Raw genomic sequence first — 20,709 nt, forward strand, 5'->3', positions numbered from 1 at the left:
ACCTGTGCGACCGGTACGACCGGATTGCGGCGACGACCGCACCACCACCGGCCGATGCGCCCCGGAGGCCGTGCCCGTGCCGCGGCAGGGCCGGTACGGCACCGCGGGTGACCTCGGAAATCGTTCCCGCGCAGGGGATCAGTCGCGTTTCGATAACGTTTTCCCGACCGCCGGGAGGAATGCCCTGTTCGTGACCGGAGTGACGAATGAGGTCGGCGTCGAAGCAGGATCGGGCTCGCCGGAAACGCCCCGAAACCGGATAGGTGTCCTTATTCTCGAAGCGGCCGTCACCTTCGTGCCTCCGTGCCGCGACCGGTGCGTGACCGGATCGCGACCGGATCGTCTCGTCCCGCCTGCTCGACCCGATTCGAAGGAGCCCGAGATGTTGCGTCGCCGATCCGCCCCGCTCGTCACCGCCCTGCTCGCCGCCGCCCTGCTCGCGGCCCCCGCTCAGGCCGCCGCCGACACCGCCCCGCCGGGGGCGCCTCTCGACCAGTTGCGTGCGGAGGTCGCCGACTCGCCCGAGACCCTCGCCGCGCTCGAACGGCTCGTCGCCGATTCCGGCTCGGCGAATCCGTTCGCGCCGCCGCCGAAGAACATCCCGCAGCCGTTCTCGGCGCCCGCGCCCACCGTCGGCCCGGGCTGCGGCGGCGGTGTCGTGCCGTTCGCGATGACCACCGCCTGGGTGCATCCCGGCCCGCACGGTCAGGTGCCGTTCGGCTCGATCGAGGTGTTCGTCGAACCCACCGCCGGCGCGCCGGTGACCGCCTCGGACCTGAAGTTCGTGTGGATCAACATGGAGAACATCCGGGCCGGGGTCGCCACCCTCGACAACAACGGCGGCGGGCTGCAGTCGACGGTGATCGACAGTGGCCCCGGCGCGGTGCTCGGCGCCCTGTTCGGTTCGCTGCAGTACGCCAACGGCGCGTTCTGCCAGGTCGTCTACACCATGGGGGGTTTCTTCGCCTGAGGCCTGTCACTCCCCGATCGGGTGCCGTCGGCCCGATCGGGGGCGGTCAGCGCAGTCGTTCGGCGTCGCGGGCCAGCTCGAGCAGCTCCGCGCACAGGGCGGTCAGCTCGTCGGCCGCGGCGCCCTCGGCGACCGCGGTGGCGACGTCCTCGGCGGCGCAGCGCACCCGGAACGCGCGGTCGGCGAGCGCCTCGACCTCGGCGGCGGTGAGCACCACGGACTCCTCGGGCAGCCCGGCGCGGCGGGCGCTGCTGCGCTGCTCGTAGGCGCGTTGCCGGCACGACTGGCGGCAGTACCGGCGGCGCCGGCCGGTGCCGATCTCCGGTACCGGGCGCCCGCACCACAGGCACGTGCTCGCTCGCGTGTCACGTCCGGTCACGAGCGTCACTGTACTGCCCGCCCGCACCCCCGGCGGGGCGGCGGGAACACCGCAGATGCGGGAGGGCGGGCACGGTGCGCGCGGCGCTGCGGCGGGTCGGTAGACTTGCCCTTCGGCTCCTCGGTGGGCCGCGGGAACGGAATCGGCTCCTCCGACGTTGAGCACAGTGGACGTCGAGCTCGGCGTCGATGCCGCACGGCATCGTCACCCGGGCGGAGCACACAAGGAAGGACACCACCATGGCAGATCGTGTACTGCGAGGCAGCCGACTCGGGGCGGTGAGCTACGAAACCGACCGCGACCACGATCTGGCGCCGCGGCGAATCGCGCGCTACCGCTGCGACAACGGCGAGGAATACGACGTGCCGTTCGCGGACGACGCGGAGATCCCCGGCACCTGGATCTGCAAGAACGGCCTCGAGGGCACCCTGGTCGAGGGCGCCGCACCGGAGCCGAAGAAGGTCAAGCCGCCGCGCACCCACTGGGACATGCTGCTCGAGCGTCGCTCCATCGAGGAACTCGAGGACCTGCTCAAGGAGCGCCTGGACCTGCTCAAGGCCAAGCGCCGCGGCGCCTGACACCACGCCGCCCAAACTCGCACGTGTGCCGCCCCGGACGATCGTCCGGGGCGGCACACGTCGTTACGGACCCGACGACGCCCTCCCGACGGGACGGTGGTTCCGCGAATTCGGTTGCGGCCCCGCCACGAATCGATCAATCGTCGATATCGGCCGGACGGTGCGTGCAATCATGATCGCACGCCGATCGATCATGATCGGCACGCCCGATCCACGACCTTCGCGCCGGTGTTCCGGCGGGTCGCTTGCAAGGGGGTGAGTGTCCGTGACCGACCGTCACCACACTGCGGCGGACGCACCGCCGACCCGGGCCGCCGCCGAACTGGCCGAGCTGCGCGCCGAACTCGACGACATCGACCGGGCCCTGCTCGACGGGGTCCGCGCCCGCCTCGAGGTGTGCGGACGCGTCGCCGAACTCAAGCAACGCCACGGCCTCGACGTCATGCAACCCGGCCGCATGGAGGTCGTGCATCGCCGCGCCCAGGACTACGCGCACCGGCACGGCCTGTCCGGCGACTTCGTGCGCTCGCTGTACACCCTGCTCATCGACGAGGCCTGCCGGGTCGAGGACCGCATCGTCTCCGGCAACGACTCCGCGGAGCGGGTCGCCTTCGGCAACGACGCCGCGGACCGGGTCGGCTCCGGTCGCCGCGGCGACGGCACGAACTGAGGCCCGTCGTGTCCGCGCCCCGACCGCTCCGCACGCTGTTGATCGACAACTACGACTCGTTCACCTACAACCTCTACGACCTGATCACCCGCGTCAACGGCCTCCCGCCGCGGGTACTCACCAATGATCGCAGCTGGGACGAGCTCGTCGCCGAACCGTTCGACAACATCGTCATCTCCCCCGGACCGGGCCGGCCCGACCGGGCCCGGGACTTCGGGATCAGCGCCCGCGCCCTCACCGACGCCGGGGTACCGCTGCTCGGGGTGTGCCTGGGCCATCAGGGACTGTGCCAACTGTTCGGCAGCGCCGTGATCACCGCCCCCGAACCGGTGCACGGCCGCACCAGCCCGATCCTGCACGACGGCACCGGCCTGTTCGCCGGGCTGCCGTCACCGTTCGAGGCGGTGCGCTACCACTCGCTGATCGCCGACCCGGTCCCCGACGACCTCGTCGCCACCGCCCGCACCCCGGACGGGCTGCTCATGGCCGTCGCGCACCGGCACCGCCCGCTGTGGGGGGTGCAGTTCCATCCCGAATCGATCGGCACCGCCCACGGCGCGCAACTGCTCGCCAACTTCCGCGACGCCACCCCGCCGCGCAGCCCGATCACCGTCACCGCCCCCGCCGATCCGGAACCGGCACCCGAATCTGCCCCGCGCTACGTGCTCGCCAGCCGCCGGCTGCCGCTGCACCTCGACCCGTCCGCCGTCTACGAGGCGCTCTTCGCCGCCGGGCCGCACGGGTTCTGGCTCGACGGCAGCGCCGCGCTGGATCCGCAGTCGCGGTTCACCGTCCTCGGCAACGGCGCCGGACCGCGCGCCGATTACCTGACCTACCGGGTCGGGGAGGGCATCGTGCGCGAACACCGCGCCGACGGCACCGTCGAGGAACACCGCCGCCCCGTCTTCGACCATCTCACCGCCCGGCTCGCCGAGCGCCGCGTCGCCGCCCGCGACGACCTGCCGTTCGGGTTCGCGCTCGGCTATGTCGGCTATCTCGGCTACGAACTCAAGGCCGACGCCGGCGCGCAGCTCGTGCACACCTCCCCCTACGCCGACGCCGCGCTGGTCTTCGCCGACCGCGCGGTGGTCGTCGACCACGACGGGCGTTGCTGTTATCTGCTCGCCCTGACCGAGGACACCGACGAGCCCGAGACCCTCGCCTGGTTCGACGCGACCGCCGCGATCCTGTCGGCGCTGCCCGAACCGGCGACCGACGAACAGGTCCCGGTGCCGCTGATCGGCGCGGACGGTGGCCCGCAGCTGCGGCTGCGGCACTCCCCGCAGCGCTATCTCGACCTGATCGCCCAGTGCCAGAACGAGATCCGCAGCGGCGAGACGTACGAGGTGTGCCTGACGAACACCGTCACCGTCGACGGCGGCATCGACCCGCTGAGCACCTACCGGGTGTTGCGCCGCATCAGTCCCACCCCCTACAGTGCGCTGCTCGACTTCCCCGAGGTCGCGGTGCTCAGCGCGTCCCCGGAACGGTTCCTGCGGATCGACGCCGACGGCACCGTCGAATCGAAACCGATCAAGGGCACCCGCCCGCGCGGCCGCACCCCCGGTGAGGACGCGGCGTTGCGGGACGGACTGCAGGCCAGCGAGAAGGACCGCTCCGAGAACCTGATGATCGTCGACCTGGTGCGCAACGACCTGTCGCGGGTGTGCGTGCCCGGCTCGGTGCACGTGCCGGCGCTGTTCGCGGTGGAAACCTATGCGGCGGTGCATCAGTTGGTGTCGACGGTGCGCGGCAGGCTGCGCCCGGACGTCTCGGCGGTGGACTGTGTGCGTGCCGCCTTCCCCGGCGGGTCGATGACCGGCGCCCCGAAGCTGCGCACCATGGAGATCATCGACAAGCTCGAGGACGGCCCGCGCGGGGTGTACTCCGGGGCGATCGGGTATCTGTCGCCGACCGGCGCCGCCGACCTGTCGGTGGTCATCCGCACCCTCGTCGCCACCGCCCACGAGGTCACCTTCGGGATCGGCGGGGCGATCGTGGCGCTGTCCGATCCGGACGACGAACTCGACGAGACCCTCGTCAAGTCCGTGGTGATGCGCCGCTGCCTCGCCGCCGCCCGCGACACCACCCCGACCGACGGGGCCGGTGCCGTCGGCTCCGCGGCCGATCTCGTCGACGGGCCACCGGTGCTGCCGGGGCGGGCCGGGCCGTGACCACGCCCGGCCGGGTGGTCGTCGCCGGCGGATGCGGCGCCGTCGGCGCCCTGCTCACCGCCGCGCTGCGCGAGGCCGGCCGTGAGGTGCTCGTCGTCGACCCGGCCGCCGACCCGGCTGCACCCGGGATGCTGCGCGCGGATCTGACCGCCCCCGACACCCGCCTCGCCGCGGCGCTCGACGGCGCCGACATCGTGGTGCTCGCCGTCCCCGACGTCGTCGCCGGTGCCGCCCTGCCGGTGCTCGCGCGGCTGCTGTCCCCGCACACCCTGCTGGTGGAGACCCTGTCGGTGAAGACCCCGATCGCCGCGGCGCTGCACACCTACCGGCCCGGCGCCTCCGCGCTCGGCATCAACCCGATGTTCGCCCCCGATCTCGGGTTGCCCGGCCGGCCCGTGCTGACGGTGCGCCACCACGACGCCCCGGTGGTGGCCGAGTTCGTCGCGGCGCTGCGCGACTGGGATGCCACGGTGGTCGAGACCACCGCCGACGAGCACGACCGGATCACCGCCGCCGTGCAGGTGCTCACCCACGCCGCGATCCTCGCGTTCGGTATCGCCCTCGACCGGCTCGACGTGCCGGAGGTCGCCGCGCAGGTCGCCGCGCCGCCGCACACCGTGCTGCGGGCGCTGCTCGCCCGCGTCGCCGGTGGCACCGCCGAGGTCTACCACGACATCCAGCTCACCAACCCGTACGCCGCCACCGCCCGCCGCGCCCTCGCCGAGGCGGTCGCCGATCTCGACGCCGCCACCGACGCGCTGCCCGACTTCGCGGCGCTGCTCGACCGGGCCCGCGCCGCGCTCGGCGACGGGCAACCCGCCGCCGCGCAGCTGTGTGCGCAGCTGTTCGCGGCGCTGCCCCGCGATCCGGGTGCGGCCGGCGATCCGAGCGAGGAAAGGAGCCGGACATGAGTGCGTCCGACATCCCCGGCCCGCAGCTGCGCGCGCCGGAACTCCCGCAATACGATCCGTCCGATCCGGCGGAGAGCGCGGTGATCGCCGGGCTGACCCGCTCGTGGCCGCGCCGCGCCGCCGTGAAGAAACCCGAGGTCGACCTCGACGCGCTGTTCGAGGCGGACCGCGTCGACTATCCCGAGCAGATGCTGCCCTTCGCCGAGCATCCGCGTTATCTCGCGCTCGACGAGCAGCAGCAGGCGCGGCTGCGGGCGTGGGCGTGGATCGCGTACAACAAGAGCGTCGTCGACATCGAACAGCACGTCGTCAACCCCGGTTTCGCGTTGATCACCGAGGACGCCTTCGGCATCGGCCCGTCCGACACGGTGGTCACCGGGGTGCTGCAGGCGATGGTCGACGAGCAGTACCACACCCTCATGCACCAGCAGGCCAATGTGCTCACCCGCCGTCGCCGCGGCTGGACGCTGCCGGAGTCGGTGCTGCCGCCGTGCCCGACGGTGCGCGAGCATCGCGCCGCGGTCGCGCACGCCGAGACCCCGCGGGACGCGGCGCTGGTGCAGTTGGCGTTCACCACCGTCGCGGAGACCTCGATCAGCGCCTATCTGGCGTTGCTCACCACCGACCCGGAGCTGCAACCGGTCAACCGCGCGACGGTGGCGGTGCACCGCCGCGACGAGCTGTGCCACGCCTCGCTGGCCGGTGGGCTGCTCACCGCGGTGCTCACCGAACTCGACGACACCGACCGGGTGCGGCTGCTCGACGCGCTCGGCACCGCGGTCGCCGCGTTCACCGGCGCCGACACCTCCACCTGGGCGGCGATCATCGCGCACGAGAACATCCCCGGCGGCGACGAGCTGGTCGCCGACACCATCGCCGTGACCGAGGGCCGGCCGGTGGTGCAGGACTGCAGCGCCATCCGCCGGCTGTGCGCGGGCCTGGGGCTCGGGGACGAACTCGACGCCCGCTGGCCGTGGCCGCGCAGCGGCTAGCGCATCAGCCGCGCAGCGCCTGACACCTCGGCCGCGCGGGCCGGTTCAGCGGCCGAGCAGTGCCCGCAGGCGCGCGAGGCGGCTGCGCAGCCCCCACACGGTGACCCGGACAAGGGCCTCCTGCACGATGTTGCCGTTCATCTTCGACTCACCGATCTCCCGTTCGGTGAACGTGATGGGCACCTCGGCGACGGTGAACCCGGCCTGCAGGGTGCGCCACGCGAGATCGACCTGGAAGCAGTAGCCGTGCGAGGCGATCGCGTCGAGGTCGAGCTTCTCGAGCACCTCACGGCGGTAGGCGCGGTAACCGCCGGTGATGTCCTGGACCGACACCCCCAGCGCGAGACGGGAGTAGATGTTGCCGCCGCGGGAGAGCACCTCGCGATGCCACGGCCAGTTCACCACCGTGCCGCCGGGCACGTAACGCGAGCCGAGCACCAGATCGGCGCCGGCGTCGACCTTCTCGAGCAGCAGGTGCAGCTGTTCGGGGGCGTGACTGCCGTCGGCGTCCATCTCCACGAGCACCGTGTAGTCGTGCGCCAGACCCCACCGGAAACCGGCGATGTAGGCGGCGCCGAGACCGTTCTTCTCGGTGCGGTGCAGCACCGCGATGCGCTCGTCGGCGGCGGCGAGGTCGTCGGCGAGGTCACCGGTGCCGTCGGGGCTGCCGTCGTCGACGACGAGGACATGGGTGTGCGGCAGCGCGGCGTGCAGCCGGGTGATGATCCGACCGAGGTTCTCCCGCTCGTTGTAGGTCGGAATGATCACCAGGGTGCGGGCGCTGGGTGCGCTGTCGTTCCCGGCCGGCGTCGCCGCTGCCATCAGAGGTCCTCCTTGTCGAACCGGCCACCGGCCGGTGCTCCTGCTGCGCCGGTGCTGGTGCGAGCTGCCGCACCGGCCTTCTCCCGCCGCCCCCGCACCAGGGCGAGAGCGGTGGCGGCCACGGCCGCGGCGCAGAGCACAAGCTCCGGCGCCACTCCGAGCCGACTAGCCAGCGTAACGTCTGCGCGCAAGGGCACCTGCGCCACCAGGGCATCGGGCACGAACAACGGTGTGCTCTGCTGCACCCGACCGTCCGGTTCGACGATGGCGCTGACCCCGCTGGTCGCCGCGACGATCACGGCCCGGCCGTGCTCGACGGCCCGCACCCGCGACATCGCCAGCTGCTGATAGGTCATCTCGGTGTCGCCGAAGGTGGCGTTGTTCGTCGGCACCGCCAGCAGCTGCGCGCCGGCGTCGATCGAGTCGCGGAACGCCCGGTCGAAGGCCACCTCGTAACAGGTCGCCACCCCGATGTCGATGCCGCCGGCGGTGACCATGCCGTCGCCGTCGCCGGGCACGAAATGGCCGGCGCGGTCGGCGTACTCGGAGAACAACCGGAAGAACGACCGCCACGGCAGGTATTCGCCGAACGGCTGGATGATCTTCTTGTCGTGCCGCTCCCCCGGACCGGTCTGCGCGTCCCACACGATCACCGAATTGGTGGTGGTCCGGTCGTCGTTGACGAGCACCGCCCCGACGAGGATCGGTGCGTCGATCGCGGCGGACGCGGCGGAGATGTCGCGGGCGGCGTCGGCGTTGCGCAGCGGGTCGATGTCCGAGGCGTTCTCCGGCCAGATCACCACATCCGGGGCCGGGGCCCGCCCGGCGGCGACGTCCTCGGCGAGGGCGAGGGTGCGGGCGACGTGGTTGTCGAGCACCGCCTTGCGTTGGGCGTTGAAGTCCAGGCCCAGGCGCGGCACGCTGCCCTGGATCGCTGCGACCGTCACCGTCGACGACTCGTCGGTGGTGGTGCGCACCAGCGGCCACGCCGCCGCGGCGAGCAGCGGCCCGAGCAGCGTCACCGCGACCGGCGCCGTCCAGGCCCGCGCCGGGCGGGGACGGCGGTAGGCGGTCAGGGCGAGGGCGGCGAGACCGGCGCCGGTCGCGGCCACGGCGAACGACACCAGCGGGGCGCCGCCGACGACGGCGAGGGAGACGAACCCACCGTCGGGTTGGCCGAACGCCAGCCGACCCCACGGGAACCCGCCGAACGGAACGCTCGAGCGCAACCATTCGGTCAGGCTCCACGCCGCCGCGATCCACAACGGCGCGACCGGCAACGACCGCAGGTGCACCACCAGCGCCCCGAACAGACCGACGAAGACCGCCTCGGTGGCGGCGAGCGCCAACCACGGCAACGGACCGACATAGACGCCGATCCAGGGCAGCAGCGGCACCAGGAAACCGAGACCGGCGAGATAGCCGTAGCCGAACCCGGCGCGCCGCCGCAGCGGCGCTGCAGTCGATACACCCACCAGGAGCGCGATCCCGACCGGGGCGAGGAACCACAGCGGACGCGGCGGGAACGACGCGAACAGCAACACTCCCGCGACGACGGCCAGCAGCGCGCGCAGCGCGACGACACGCACCGCCCGCGCGGTGACCTTCGCGAAGCGTCGGCCGGTCACCGCGCGTACACGACCCGGCCGCGGTGCACACTGCGCACCAGCACCGGATCGGCGGTGCCCGGTGTCAGATCCGGCAGCGGCGCCACCCGCGACCGCGGATCCGTCGACCACCGCTGCACCGAATCCTTCGGGGCGCTGACCACCAGCTCCCCGACCTCCCAGATCGCATACGACGCCGGCGCCCCCGGATCGAGGGTGCCGGCCATCCCGTCGCGCACCCCACCGGCGCGCCACGCGCCGCGGGTCGCGGCGGCGAACGCCGCCCGCGGCGAGATCCCGCTGCCCTCGGTGCGGTGGTGCACCGCCGCGCGCAGCATCGGCCACGGCCGCGGCGCTGTCACCGGCGCATCGGAGCCGAACGCCAACGCCAGTCCGGTCGCCGCCAACGGCGCGAACGCGTTCAACGCCGCGGCGCGGTCGGCGCCGAGCCGCTGCGCGTACATCCCGTCCGGCCCGCCCCACAGCGCGTCGAAGCTCGGTTGCATGCTCGCGATCACCCCGTACCGCGCCAACACCTCCGCCTGCGCGACCGTCAGCGACTCGACGTGCTCGAGCCGATGCCCCCGCGCGGCGAGCGCCGGTCCCCCGACCTCCGCGGCGACCGCCTCGAAGGCCGCGACCGCGGCGGTGGTCGCCGCGTCACCGATGACGTGGAAACCGGCCTGGATGCCCGCCGAGGTGCACGCCCGCACGTGCGCGGTCAGCTCGTCCTCGTTCAGATAGGTGGTGCCGCAGCAGTCCGCCAGGTCGTCGTACGGGCGGGCCAGCGCGGCGGTGTGCGAACCGATCGACCCGTCGACGAACAGATCCCCGCCCAGGGCATCGGCGCCGGTTTTCGCGAGCAGCTCCGCGGCGTCTTCGCCGGTGCGCACCGCTTGGCCCCAGTAACCGCGCACCTGCACCGGATGGTCGGTGCCGAGCAGTTCGGTGAAGTCGTCGAGCCCGGAGATGTCGGGGCCGGCGCATTCGTGCACCGCGACGTAGCCGTGCGCGGCGAAATCGTCGAGGGCCGCCAGTCGGGCGCGGGCACGCTGCGCGGCGGTCAGCCCGTGGCGGGCGGCGCCGCGCACCGCGTGGTGCGCCGCGGCGGTCAGCGGCTGCTGCGGATCGAAGCCGTCCAGCTCGTCGAGGGGTTCGGCGGCGGCCCGCAACGCGCTCGATGCCGCCGCCGAATGCGCATCGATCCGGCCGAGATAGACGAGCCGGGCCGGGGCGGCGGCATCGAGGTCGGCGGTGGTCGGCGGCGTCGGGTCGGGCCAGCGGGTCTCGTCCCAGCCGTGCCCCCAGATCACCGCGTCGTCGTGCGCATCGGCGTGTGCGCGGACCCGGCGCAGCGCGTCCTCGCGGTCGACGGCGTCGGTCAGATCCAGCCCGGTCAGGGCCAGGCCGTGGGTGGTGGTGTGCACGTGGGTGTCGACGAAACCGGGGGCGACGAACGCGCCGTGCAGGTCGACGATCTCGGCGTCCGGGTGCAGGGCGCGGCCGGGCCGGTCCTGCCCGACCCACACGATCGTGCCGTCGGTGACGGCCATCGCGGTGGCATCGGGGGCACTGGCGCTGTAGATGCGGCCGCCGACGAGAAGCTGGGTGTGCGGTGCAGGGCTCACGAGTGCCCAGTCTGCCCGGTTACCGCTCCTCGCGGCGGCGCGGGGTCTCCACGATCTCCCCTTCGAGCACGGTGCCACGGTCGTCGACCTGCTCGGTCACCGCCGGACCACCGGTCAGGTGCGGGGCGCCGCCGACGACGCTGTGATCGACGACCTGCCCGTCGACCACCACCAGCCGCTGCGCGGAGAACCCGGTGGCGCGGGCGCGTCGCGCGACCAGCGTGCGCACCACCGGCCGCAGCGCGGCGCGGGTCGGCAGCAACAACAGCATCCCGAGCACGGTGCTGACGATGCCGGGAATCAGCACCAGGGCCGCGCCGGCGCCGATGAGCGCACCGTCGGTGAGCACCCGCTCCGGGGAATTGGCGCGCGGCGCCCGGCCCCCGCGCAGTTCACCGAGGTTGCGCAGCGCGCGACGACCCAGGGCGGCGAGCACGAGATAACCGGCGGCGCTGACACCGAGGAAGATCAGCACGGTGGCGAGGGCGCCGAGGGTGGAGCCGAGCCAGGCCAGCACCGCGATCTCCGCCACGACGTAGAGCACGAACAACAACGGGTACACGGCGGGACTTCCTTCCGTCGGCGGTTTCTGTCCGGTCAACGAACGGGCCGCCGGTTTTGCTCCCGCACCCGCCCCCCGGATACGGCGCGTGATCGAATGGCCGCCATGACTGCAGGTGACTGGGCGTTGCTGATGACCGCCGCGACGGCCGCCGGCTGGGTGGACGCGGTGGTCGGCGGTGGCGGGCTGATCCTGCTGCCCGCCCTGTTCCTCGTCGCCCCGCAGTTGACACCGCAGGCGGCGCTGGCGACGAACAAGCTCACCGCGATCTGTGGGACCGGCGCGGCGGTGCTGACCTTCGCGCGGCGCATCCCGCTGCGCTGGTCGCTGCTCGGCCCCGCCGCCCTGGTCGCCGCGGTGGCCGCGGCGGCGGGGGCGGCGGCGGTCTCGCTCATCGACCGGGAGGTGTTCATCCCGATCGTGATGGTGGTGCTCGTCGCGGTGGCGGTGTTCGTCACCGCCCGCCCGAAACTCGGCGCCGGCGGCACCCGCCGCCCGTCGACGCTGCGGCTGGTCACCGTCGTGATCACGGCCGCGGCGGTGATCGGCTTCTACGACGGGATCCTCGGGCCCGGCACCGGCACCTTCTTCATCATCGTGTTCGCGGCGATGCTCGGCAGCGAGTTCGTCACCTCGGCGGCCATGGCGAAGGTGCTCAACTTCGGTTCGAATCTCGGGGCGCTGGTCCTGTTCGCCGTCGGCGGGCACGTGTGGTGGGCGCTCGGGGCGGCGCTGGCGGTGTGCAATGTCGCCGGCTCGGTGCTCGGCTCCCGGATGGCGCTCGCCCGCGGCGCCGGGTTCGTGCGGGTGGTGTTGCTGGTCGTGGTGATCGCCATGGTGATCCGCCTGGGCATCGAACAGTTCGGCTGAGCCACCCGCGGCGCTCGGTGCGGCAACCCCGATGCCGCACATCCCGGCGTTACCGTGGGCGGGTGAATGCGGTGGACGACGATTTTCTGGCCCTGCCGTTGCACGCCGCCGCCGACGCGGGCCTGACGGTGGCGCGGGCGGCGGGTGCGAGTCACGCCGATGTGCGGGTGCATCGGATCCGGACCGGGACGAGCACCCTGCGCGACGGCGCCCTGCAGGCGGCGGTGGACGACAGCGACTGCGGGGTGGCGGTGCGGGTGCTGCTCGACGGCACCTGGGGGTTCGCGTCGCATCCGGTGCCCGGCCCGGACGGCGCCGTCGACGCCGCGGCCCGAGCCGTCGCGGTCGCCCGCACCCTGCGCGCGTTGAACCGCGATCCGGTGCAGTGGGCCGACGAACCGGTCCACCGGGACGCGGTGTGGGTCTCGCCGTACGAGATCGACCCGTTCACCGTCCCCGCGGCCGAGCGCATCGCGGTGCTCGAGGACCGTTCGCGGCGACTGCAGGACGCCGTCGGCGTCGACCACGTCGCCGCGAATCTGACCCTGGTCAAGGAGCAGACCTTCTACGCCGATCTCGCCGGGTCGACGATCACCCAGCAGCGGGTGCGGATCCACTCCGATCTCGACGCGACCCGCGTCGACCGGGAGGCCGGCACCTTCGAGTCGATGCGCACCCTGGCCCCACCGACCGGCCGCGGCTGGGAGTATGTGGCCTCGGACCGGTGGTGGGACTGGAGCCGTGAGCTCGCCGAACTGCCCGAGCAGCTCGCGGAGAAGGCGCAGGCCCCGTCGGTGACGCCGGGCCGCACCGATCTGGTGATCGACCCGACGAATCTGTGGCTGACGATCCACGAATCGGTCGGGCACGCCACCGAATACGACCGCGCCATCGGCTACGAGGCCGCCTACGCCGGCACCTCCTTCGCCACCCCCGACCTGCTCGGCAGCCTGCGCTACGGTAGCGACGTCATGCACGTCACCGCCGACCGAACCGAACCGCACGGCATGGCCACCGTCGGCTACGACGACGACGGGGTCGCCGCCCAGTCCTGGGATCTCGTGAAGGACGGGGTGCTCGTCGGCTACCAGCTCGACCGGGCGTTCGCCCCGAAGCTCGGGGTGGCCCGCTCGAACGGCTGCGCCTACGCCGATTCGGCGCATCACGTGCCGATCCAGCGGATGGCGAACGTGTCGCTGCAACCCGATCCGAGCGTCGATCGCAGCACCGCCGATCTGATCGCCGGGGTCGACGACGGGCTGTACATCGTCGGTGATCGCAGCTGGTCGATCGACATGCAGCGGCACAATTTCCAGTTCACCGGGCAGCGGTTCTACCGGATCCGCGGCGGCCGCCTCGCCGGGCAGGTCCGCGATGTGGCCTATCAGGCGTCGACCACCGAGTTCTGGGGTGCCCTCGAGTCGGTCGGCGGCGCGTCGACCTGGCAGCTCGGCGGCGCGATGAACTGCGGCAAGGCGCAACCCGGGCAGGTCGCGTCCGTCTCGCACGGCTGCCCGTCGGTGCTGGTGCGCGGCGTGAACGTGCTCAACACGGTGCAGGAAGGTGGCCGATGATCCCCGGAGACCGACTCGTCGAGACCGCCCTGGCGACCTCCCCTGCCGACGAGACCATCGTGATGGTCACCGACAGTGCCGAGGCGTCGCTGCGGTGGGCCGGCAGTTCGATGACCACCAACGGCTCCGCCCGTGCCCGCGGCGCCACGATCCTCGCGATCCGCCGCACCCCCGGCGGCGCACACTGCGGGGTGGTCAGCGCCCCGATCGTCGACGCCGACGACATCGGCGCGGTGGTCGCCGCGGCGTGGGCGGCCGCGCAGCAGGCCCCGGCGGCACCGGATGCGATGCCGTTGATCGACGGCGACGACACCGACCCGCAGTGGGGCGAAGAGGCTGTCGGCACCGACGTCGAGGTCTTCGCCCCGCTCCTCGACGGGCTCGCCGCCGGCTTCGACGACACCGACGCCCTCTACGGGTTCGCGCACCACCAATCCACGACGATGTGGCTGGGCACCTCCACCGGGGTGCGGCGCCGCTGGGTGCAACGCGACGGGTCGCTCGAGCTCAACGGCAAACGCGGCGGCCTGACCGGGGCGAGCGCCTGGGTCGGCGCCGGCACCGTCGACTTCACCGACCTCGCGATGGATCCGCTGCGCGCCGAACTGGCGCGGCGGCTGGACTGGGCCGGTACCCGCGTCGACCTGCCCGCCGGACGGTACGAGACGCTGCTGCCACCCTCGGTGGTCGCGGACCTGATGATCCCACTGCTGTGGTCCCTCGACGGGCGCGGCGCCGAGGAGGGCCGGTCGGTGTGGGCGGGGCCCGGCGGTACCCGCCTCGGCGAGCAGATCGCCGGACTGCCGGTGACATTGACGTCCGATCCGGCCGCCCCGGGATTGGGCTATGCGCCGTTCGTGGTCGCCACCGCCTCCACCGACAGTGTCTCGGTGTTCGACACCGGCATGAGCGCCTCGCGGGTCGACTGGCTCCGCGACGGCGCCCTGCACGCGCTGGCGTATCCGCGGGCCGCGGCCGCCGAATTCGGGGCCACGCCCACGGCGTCGGGTGAGAATCTGCTGCTCACCGGTGGCAGCACCGCCGATGTGGACGACATGATAGCCCGCACCGAACGCGGTCTGCTGCTGACCACCGTGTGGTACCTGCGGGAGGTCGATCCGGCGGTGCTGTTGCTGACCGGCCTGACCCGCGACGGGGTGTATCTCGTCGAGGACGGGCAGGTGCGGGCGGCGGTGAACAACTTCCGGTTCAACGAATCTCCGGTCGATCTGCTCGGCCGCGCCACCGAGATCGGCGCCACCGAACGCACCCTGCCGCGGGAGTGGAAGGACTGGTTCACCCGCACCGCGATGCCGCCGGTGCGCATCCCCGACTTCCACATGTCGTCGGTCAGCGCCGCCCACTGACTGACCTCCGGTCCGGTCGGTGACGTCCACCGACCGGACCGATAGGGGCTCAGAGCAGGTCGGCGAGTTCCTTGCCGATCTCCTCGGGGGTGACCGTCGGCTCGAAGCGGCGCACCACCGCACCCTGCGGGTCGACGAGGAACTTGGTGAAGTTCCACTTCACCTCGTCGGTGCCGATCGCCTCCGGGCGGGTCGTGCTCACGTGCTCGAACAGGAAACCGTGCTGCGGCCCGAAATCGCCGGGAGCCTCGGCGCGCAGGTGCCGGTAGAGCGGGTGCGCATCGTCGCCGTTGACGTCGACCTTCGCGAACACCGGGAAGGTGACGTCGAAGTTCACGCGGCAGAACTCCTGGATCTCGCTGTCGCTGCCCGGTTCCTGACCACCGAACTGGTTGCACGGGAACGCCAGGATCTGCAGGCCGCGCTCACCCAGCTCGCGGTGCAGCGCCTCGAGCGCCTCGTACTGCGGGGTCAGGCCGCACTTGCTGGCGACGTTGACGATCAGCAGATACCGGCCGGCGAAGCGGGCGAGATCCTCGCTGCCGCCGTCGGCGGTGGCCACGGTGTACTCGTGCACGGACATGCGCTCTCCTGAACTGGGTTCGATCGGCTCGGCCCCGCAGATGAGGCCGAGATCACCACGGACCCTACGGGATCGGCGAACCCGGACGATCCGGACGCGCTCGGGTGGCGGGGTCAGTCCAGGTCACGGACGTGCCGGGCGGGACTGCCCAGATGCAGCGTGTGCGGGGCGCAGTCCTTCGTCACCAGCGAGTTCGCGCCGATCACCGCGCCGGCCCCGATGCTCACGCCCGGCATGATCACCGCCCCGGAGCCGATCCACGCGCCGTCGCCGATGGTCACCGGCTCCCCCGTCAACGTCGACGCGCGCTGTTCGGCGGTGCCCATCCGGTGGCTGCTGGTGAGCACCCGCACGTGGTCGCCGAGGAACACCCGCTGCCCGACGGTGATGTCGGCGACCGTGTCGAAATAGCAACCGTGGTTGACGAACGAGCCCGCGCCGAGGGTGAGCCGGCCGAGGCCCTGCACCACCACGCGGGTGTGGATCAGGCTCGGCGGTGCGGCGTCGACACCGGCGCGGCGCAACCACTTCCAGCGACTCGAACCGGAGATCAGCGGGCTGCTCGCGAGCGCCACCGCGATCGCCTGGGACCGGTAGGTGTGAGAACGCGCCACGACGCCTACCGGCCGGCCGTGTCGGCGGGATCGAGCACACACGCCAACCCGACGGTGCCGGTGCGGCCACGGCGCACCACGCTCGCGCCCACGATGATCCGGCCGAGCAACCCGTACTTACGGGCGATCACCGACCGGGCGTGCGCCGAACCGTCGGCGTCGAGCACCTCCCCGATGCCGGGCACCGCCGCCGACTTCGCGTTGCCGCGCGCGTCGCAGATCGCCAGGGACACCCGCGGATCGCGGCGCAACCGCCGCACCTTGTAGGCATCGGCGACCGTCCACACCAGCAGCCGGTTCCCGTCGGGCGCCGCCCACACCGGGGTGTCCACCGCGCTGCCGTCCTTGCGGTAGGTGGTCAGCAGCACGAACTTGGCGGCGGCGAGGTCCGCGAAGGTGGGGGTCGTCGACTCGGGCATGGCCACCACCCTACAAACCGCACGGTCTCACGGCAGCGCTCGTCCCGCCGGCGCCGCGTTCTACGCTGGCGGTCATGGCCGATACCGCTGTCGACGTGCACCTGCCCGCCGGGCATCTGACCTCCGCGCAGGTGCAGCTGCTCGCCGAACTCGCCCACACCCACGGCGGCGGCGAACTGCATCTGACCGCCCACGCCCAGCTGCAGGTGCGGGGTGACCACGCTGCGATCAGCGCGGCGCTCACCGCCGCCGGTCTCACCGTCGACGTGCCCACCCGCGCACGGCTTCTCGTCTCCCCGCTCAGCGGCCGCATCGGCGGACACCACGACCTGCGCGAACTCACCGCCGCGGTGATCGCGCGCCTGGACGAGCGGCCGGTGGCGGCCGGCACCGTGTTCGGGCTCGACGACGGCACCGGCGACATCGTCGCTCTCGCCCCCGCCGTCGCGGTCCTCGCCCGCCCCGACGGTCGCTTCGCGGTCATCCGCGACGGCGCCGATACCGGGGTGCGCGTCGACCCGGCCGACGCAGCCGAGGCGCTGCTCACCCCACCGACCGACCCGACCTCGGATCCGGAGCCGGTGCCGGAGCAGCCGCGGCCGCCGATCGGCTGGCTCGACCAGCCCGACGGGGCCGTCACCCTCGCCGGCGGGCTGCCCAGCGGAATCCTCCCCGCGCGACTCGCGGAATTCCTCGCCGCCGTCGAACGTCCGGTGATCGTCACCCCGTGGCGGTCGGTGCTGCTGTGCGATCTCGACGAGTGGACCGCCGAGCAGGTGGTGCGGGTGCTCGCCCCCATGGGGTTGATCTTCGACGCCGACTCCCCGCACCTGCACTGATCCGTCCCCGACCTGCACGAACGGGCGGACTTCGCGAACCGGACCGTCGCCGCCGATCCGGCCCGCCGGCGGTTCGGCCGCGCCTATCGTGGACGGATGAGCGGTCCGACAGCGGAATCCGACAGCTATGACGTGATCGTCCTCGGCGCGGGCCCGGCCGGGGAGAACGCCGCCCAGTACGCCATCGCCGGCAGCGACCGCACCGCGGTGCTCGTCGAACACGAACTCGTCGGCGGCGAATGTTCCTACTGGGCGTGCATGCCCAGCAAGGCTCTGCTGCGTCCCACCCAGGTGCTCGCCACCGCCCGCAACATGCCCGGCGTCGCCGACAAGATCAGCGCCCACGGGGTCGAGGTACCGGCCGTGCTGGCCCGCCGCGACAGTTTCACCCACAACCGCGACGACAGCTCCCAGGTGGATTGGGCGAAGGGCGCGGGCATCGACGTGGTGCGCGGCCACGGCCGCCTCGACGGCGAACGCACCGTCACCGTCGCCGGCAGCGACGGGGAGCGTCGCCTGCAGGCCCGGCACGCCGTGGTCCTGGCCACCGGCACCGTCCCGTCGATCCCGGACCTGCCCGGGCTGCGCGACGCGCTGCCGTGGACCTCCCGCGATGCGACGAACCTGCTCGAGATCCCCCGCCGCGTGCTCGTCGTCGGCGGCGGTGTCGTCGCCTGCGAAACCGCCACCTGGCTGCGGCAACTCGGCGTCGAGGAACTCACCCTCGCGGTGCGCGGCGACCGGTTGCTGCCGCGCGTGGAGTCGTTCGCCGCCGAACGCGTCGCCACCCGCATGGCCCACAAGGGCCTGAATGTGCGCTACGGCACCGAGATCCGCTCGGTGCAGCGCCCCGATGTGAAGGACACCGGCGTCGGCTGCATCCACGGTGGTCCCGCCACCGTGGAGTTGTCCGACGGCAGCACTCTCGAGGTCGACGAGATCGTCGTCGCCGCCGGCCGCTGCCCCGCCGTGGACGGGCTCGGTCTCGACACTGTCGGCCTGACCGACGGGAAGGTGACCGTCGCCGACGATCTCACCGTCGACGGGGTGAACGGGCGATGGCTGTATGCGGTCGGAGACATCGCCGGTCGCGCCGCGCTGACCCACATGGGCAAATATCAGGCGCGGGTGTGCGGGGACGTCATCGCTGCCCGCGCCGAGAACCGTCCCACCGACGGGTCACGATTCCGGGCGAGCGCCGACCACGGGCAGGTCCCGCAGGTGATCTTCACCGTCCCGGAGATCGCCGCGGTCGGCCGCACCGCCGACCAGGCCCGCGCCGACGGCCTCGACGTCGAGGTCCTCGAGGCCGACATCGACGTCGCCGGGGCCTCGCTCGCCCGCGACGACTATGCCGGGCACGCGGCGCTCATCGTCGACCGCGCCACCGACACCCTCGTCGGCGCGACTTTCGTCGGCCAGGAGGTCGCCGAACTCGTCCACGCCGCCACCGTCGCCCTGGTCGGGAAGGTGCCGCTGGACGCGCTGTGGCATGCGGTGCCGTCCTATCCCACCATCAGCGAGATCTGGTTGCGGTTGCTCGAATCCCGTCGTAGTTGACGCCGATAGCTGTCCGCGCTCCTAGGGAATCCTGCACAACGCTTTTCGCAAGTCACGGGGTCATCGACAAGTCATGATCGTCGCGCATCACGAATACCGATGGTTTGGAGCGGGTCCTCGATCAACCCCTGCGAGTAGGACTTCAGCGGAGACGATCATCTTGCCCATGCTGAAGGGTCAATCCACATACGATTCCGAGGTATGAACCTCGCCCGTTTCGTCCTAGCTGCGTGTGCTGTCGGCGCGCTCTCGGCGTGCTCAAGCGGGACGACGTCCTCGGCGGGAGGGACCGTCTCATCTTCGAGCGTCGCAGTTTCGACGGTGGCGTCGTCACAGTTCGTAATGAACGGAAGCATCCTTGTCCACCCGTCCATCACTATCACCGAAGAGGACGGCAGTTGCGACGCTCATCCGCGTCTTCCAATAAGTGAACGCGTCTTTGTGAGTATCTCCGACGAGCAGAACCGGAAGGTAGGTAGCGCGACTGTGGGCGATGGCGCCTGGTACACGGACGGAGGGTGCCTATTTCGGTTCACCGCGACGGTAGACAGCCCGGCCTCGTTCTTCGAGGTTCAGGTCGGTTCAGAGGATCCGATCACCATCTCACGACAAGACGCCATCAGCCGGGGATTCCAAGTGGGGTACGGCTATAACTGAGGACCGAGTCGCTTCGAGGCAAACGGCTACCTGATGTACGCCGTTACCACGTGGAGCAAGAACCTGGTGGAAGCATCTTTCGGTGCTGGGGCCGTCGCCCAGGACAATTCACCCCTGCCATACATCGTGCGTGGTCGCTGGTTCGGGCGTGTACGTCGGGGCACCTTTCTCGGCTAGCGCGGCAGACGCCGCCACACCGCCCGCGGCAGCAGACGCATCCCGAAGAACACCGGCCGCAGCACCGCCGGCACCCACACCTCCCCGCGCCCGCGGTGCAGCGCCCGCACCGTCGCGTCGGCGACCTGCGGTGGGGTGCTCGACAACGGTGCCGGGCTCATACCTTCCGTCATCCGGCCGATCACGAAACCGGGGCGCACCAGCAGCAGCGACACCCCGCTGCCGTGCAGGGCATCCGCCAGGCCGGACGCGAAACCGTCGAGGCCGGCCTTCGCGGAGCCGTAGACGTAGTTGGCGCGGCGCACCCGCCACCCGGCGACGGAGGAGAACACCACCAGCCGCCCCGAACCCTGGGCGCGCAGTCGCTGGGCCAGGTCGGTGAGCAACGCGACCTGCGCGAGATAGTCGGTGTGCACGATCGACACCGCGTGCGCCGCATCGGTTTCGGCGCGGGCCTGGTCGCCGAGGATGCCGAAGGCCAGCACCGCCACATCGATCGGCCCGAAGGCGGCGATGCGGTCGAGTACCGCGGTGTGGGTGTCGAGGGCGTCGGCGTCGAACTCGACGGGGTGCACCGCCGTCGCGCCCCCTGCCTGCACGGCGGCGCATTCGTCGGCCAGGTCGTCGGCGCGACGCGCGGCCAGGATCACGGTGCGGCCCGGCGCGAGTCGGGTGGCGACCTCGACGCCGATCTCGCTGCGTCCCCCGAAGATGACGACGGTTCCCTGCGCGGTGTGGTTCATGCGGCCAGTGTCC

Annotated in this window: 21 protein-coding genes; 12 read left to right on the forward strand and 9 right to left on the reverse strand. The window is 72.1% G+C overall.

The genetic code is table 11. From position 1 onward, the window contains the following. Positions 1-382: 382 nt before the first annotated feature. Positions 383-970 carry a hypothetical protein gene (locus ACPCXD_RS17295; RefSeq protein ID WP_229564922.1) on the forward strand — a complete coding sequence of 196 codons (588 nt, stop codon included), beginning with the start codon at positions 383-385 and terminating at the stop codon, positions 968-970. 46 nt (positions 971-1,016) lie between these two features. On the opposite strand, the gene ACPCXD_RS17300 is transcribed toward ACPCXD_RS17295, so the two are convergent. Next, the gene (locus ACPCXD_RS17300; protein ID WP_423660488.1) at positions 1,017-1,358 is read right to left on the reverse strand and encodes a hypothetical protein; all 342 of its coding nucleotides are present in this window, start codon (positions 1,356-1,358) and stop codon (positions 1,017-1,019) included. 230 nt (positions 1,359-1,588) lie between these two features. Here ACPCXD_RS17300 and ACPCXD_RS17305 point away from each other — a divergent pair, with 230 nt between their 5' ends. The 5 genes from ACPCXD_RS17305 (at position 1,589) to ACPCXD_RS17325 (ending at position 6,674) form a co-directional block, all read left to right on the forward strand. Beyond that, positions 1,589-1,927, forward strand: a complete 339-nt coding sequence (locus tag ACPCXD_RS17305; protein WP_026061850.1) for an RNA polymerase-binding protein RbpA — start codon at positions 1,589-1,591, stop codon at positions 1,925-1,927. A gap of 265 nt (positions 1,928-2,192) precedes the next feature. Further along, positions 2,193-2,597 carry a chorismate mutase gene (locus ACPCXD_RS17310; protein ID WP_420714438.1) on the forward strand — a complete coding sequence of 135 codons (405 nt, stop codon included), beginning with the start codon at positions 2,193-2,195 and terminating at the stop codon, positions 2,595-2,597. Positions 2,598-2,605: 8 nt separating this feature from the next. After that, a complete protein-coding gene (pabB, locus tag ACPCXD_RS17315) occupies positions 2,606-4,771 on the forward strand; it encodes an aminodeoxychorismate synthase component I (RefSeq protein ID WP_423660490.1) in 2,166 nt (721 codons plus the stop codon). After that, on the forward strand, positions 4,768-5,682 hold the full coding sequence (locus ACPCXD_RS17320) for a prephenate dehydrogenase (RefSeq protein WP_229564919.1): 915 nt from the start codon (positions 4,768-4,770) through the stop codon (positions 5,680-5,682). Before pabB ends, ACPCXD_RS17320 begins: the two co-directional genes overlap by 4 nt. Next, positions 5,679-6,674, forward strand: coding sequence for an AurF N-oxygenase family protein (locus ACPCXD_RS17325; RefSeq protein ID WP_423660492.1), 996 nt, complete (start codon positions 5,679-5,681; stop codon positions 6,672-6,674). The genes ACPCXD_RS17320 and ACPCXD_RS17325 overlap by 4 nt, the downstream gene beginning before the upstream one ends. Before the next feature lie 45 nt (positions 6,675-6,719). On the opposite strand, the gene ACPCXD_RS17330 is transcribed toward ACPCXD_RS17325, so the two are convergent. From ACPCXD_RS17330 to ACPCXD_RS17345, 4 genes are read right to left on the reverse strand one after another with little or no spacing between them, the layout of a single operon-like run. Then, positions 6,720-7,496, reverse strand: a complete 777-nt coding sequence (locus ACPCXD_RS17330) for a polyprenol monophosphomannose synthase (protein WP_016695914.1) — start codon at positions 7,494-7,496, stop codon at positions 6,720-6,722. Continuing rightward, positions 7,496-9,124 carry an apolipoprotein N-acyltransferase gene (gene lnt, locus ACPCXD_RS17335; protein WP_229564916.1) on the reverse strand — a complete coding sequence of 543 codons (1,629 nt, stop codon included), beginning with the start codon at positions 9,122-9,124 and terminating at the stop codon, positions 7,496-7,498. The genes ACPCXD_RS17330 and lnt overlap by 1 nt, the downstream gene beginning before the upstream one ends. Next, complete coding sequence (locus tag ACPCXD_RS17340) at positions 9,121-10,731, reverse strand: amidohydrolase (RefSeq protein WP_423660495.1); 1,611 nt, start codon at positions 10,729-10,731, stop codon at positions 9,121-9,123. The genes lnt and ACPCXD_RS17340 overlap by 4 nt, the downstream gene beginning before the upstream one ends. 19 nt (positions 10,732-10,750) lie before the next feature. Next, complete coding sequence (locus ACPCXD_RS17345; protein ID WP_088899438.1) at positions 10,751-11,293, reverse strand: FxsA family protein; 543 nt, start codon at positions 11,291-11,293, stop codon at positions 10,751-10,753. Positions 11,294-11,398: 105 nt separating this feature from the next. Between ACPCXD_RS17345 and ACPCXD_RS17350 the strand changes: the two genes are divergently transcribed. From ACPCXD_RS17350 to ACPCXD_RS17360, 3 genes are all read left to right on the forward strand, one after another. Continuing rightward, positions 11,399-12,163 carry a TSUP family transporter gene (locus ACPCXD_RS17350; protein ID WP_088899443.1) on the forward strand — a complete coding sequence of 255 codons (765 nt, stop codon included), beginning with the start codon at positions 11,399-11,401 and terminating at the stop codon, positions 12,161-12,163. 62 nt (positions 12,164-12,225) lie between these two features. Further along, positions 12,226-13,737 carry a TldD/PmbA family protein gene (locus tag ACPCXD_RS17355; RefSeq protein ID WP_423660498.1) on the forward strand — a complete coding sequence of 504 codons (1,512 nt, stop codon included), beginning with the start codon at positions 12,226-12,228 and terminating at the stop codon, positions 13,735-13,737. Then, positions 13,734-15,104, forward strand: a complete 1,371-nt coding sequence (locus tag ACPCXD_RS17360; protein ID WP_423660500.1) for a metallopeptidase TldD-related protein — start codon at positions 13,734-13,736, stop codon at positions 15,102-15,104. Before ACPCXD_RS17355 ends, ACPCXD_RS17360 begins: the two co-directional genes overlap by 4 nt. A 49-nt stretch (positions 15,105-15,153) precedes the next feature. Here the strand turns inward: ACPCXD_RS17360 and ACPCXD_RS17365 are convergent, their stop codons facing one another. From ACPCXD_RS17365 to ACPCXD_RS17375, 3 genes are all read right to left on the reverse strand, one after another. Next, positions 15,154-15,687, reverse strand: a complete 534-nt coding sequence (locus ACPCXD_RS17365; RefSeq protein ID WP_088899435.1) for a glutathione peroxidase — start codon at positions 15,685-15,687, stop codon at positions 15,154-15,156. 113 nt (positions 15,688-15,800) lie between these two features. After that, entirely contained in the window at positions 15,801-16,301 is a 501-nt protein-coding gene (locus ACPCXD_RS17370) for an acyltransferase (protein ID WP_423660502.1), read from the reverse strand. Between the two features lie 5 nt (positions 16,302-16,306). Beyond that, positions 16,307-16,720, reverse strand: coding sequence for a PPOX class F420-dependent oxidoreductase (locus ACPCXD_RS17375; RefSeq protein ID WP_423660504.1), 414 nt, complete (start codon positions 16,718-16,720; stop codon positions 16,307-16,309). 74 nt (positions 16,721-16,794) lie between these two features. Between ACPCXD_RS17375 and ACPCXD_RS17380 the strand changes: the two genes are divergently transcribed. The 3 genes from ACPCXD_RS17380 (at position 16,795) to ACPCXD_RS17390 (ending at position 19,776) form a co-directional block, all read left to right on the forward strand. Next, the gene (locus tag ACPCXD_RS17380) at positions 16,795-17,559 is read left to right on the forward strand and encodes a ferredoxin-like domain-containing protein (RefSeq protein WP_423660506.1); all 765 of its coding nucleotides are present in this window, start codon (positions 16,795-16,797) and stop codon (positions 17,557-17,559) included. Positions 17,560-17,655: 96 nt separating this feature from the next. Next, positions 17,656-19,119 (forward strand): dihydrolipoyl dehydrogenase family protein, encoded by a 1,464-nt coding sequence (locus ACPCXD_RS17385; protein WP_423660507.1) that lies wholly within the window; start codon positions 17,656-17,658, stop codon positions 19,117-19,119. Between the two features lie 201 nt (positions 19,120-19,320). After that, positions 19,321-19,776, forward strand: a complete 456-nt coding sequence (locus ACPCXD_RS17390) for a hypothetical protein (protein WP_423660509.1) — start codon at positions 19,321-19,323, stop codon at positions 19,774-19,776. 173 nt (positions 19,777-19,949) lie between these two features. On the opposite strand, the gene dprE2 is transcribed toward ACPCXD_RS17390, so the two are convergent. Continuing rightward, positions 19,950-20,696 carry a decaprenylphospho-beta-D-erythro-pentofuranosid-2-ulose 2-reductase gene (gene dprE2, locus ACPCXD_RS17395; protein ID WP_423660511.1) on the reverse strand — a complete coding sequence of 249 codons (747 nt, stop codon included), beginning with the start codon at positions 20,694-20,696 and terminating at the stop codon, positions 19,950-19,952. Positions 20,697-20,709 lie beyond the last annotated feature (13 nt).

The organism is Rhodococcus sp. AB351, assembly GCF_049538275.1.
Taxonomy (GTDB): Bacteria; Actinomycetota; Actinomycetes; order Mycobacteriales; family Mycobacteriaceae; genus Rhodococcus.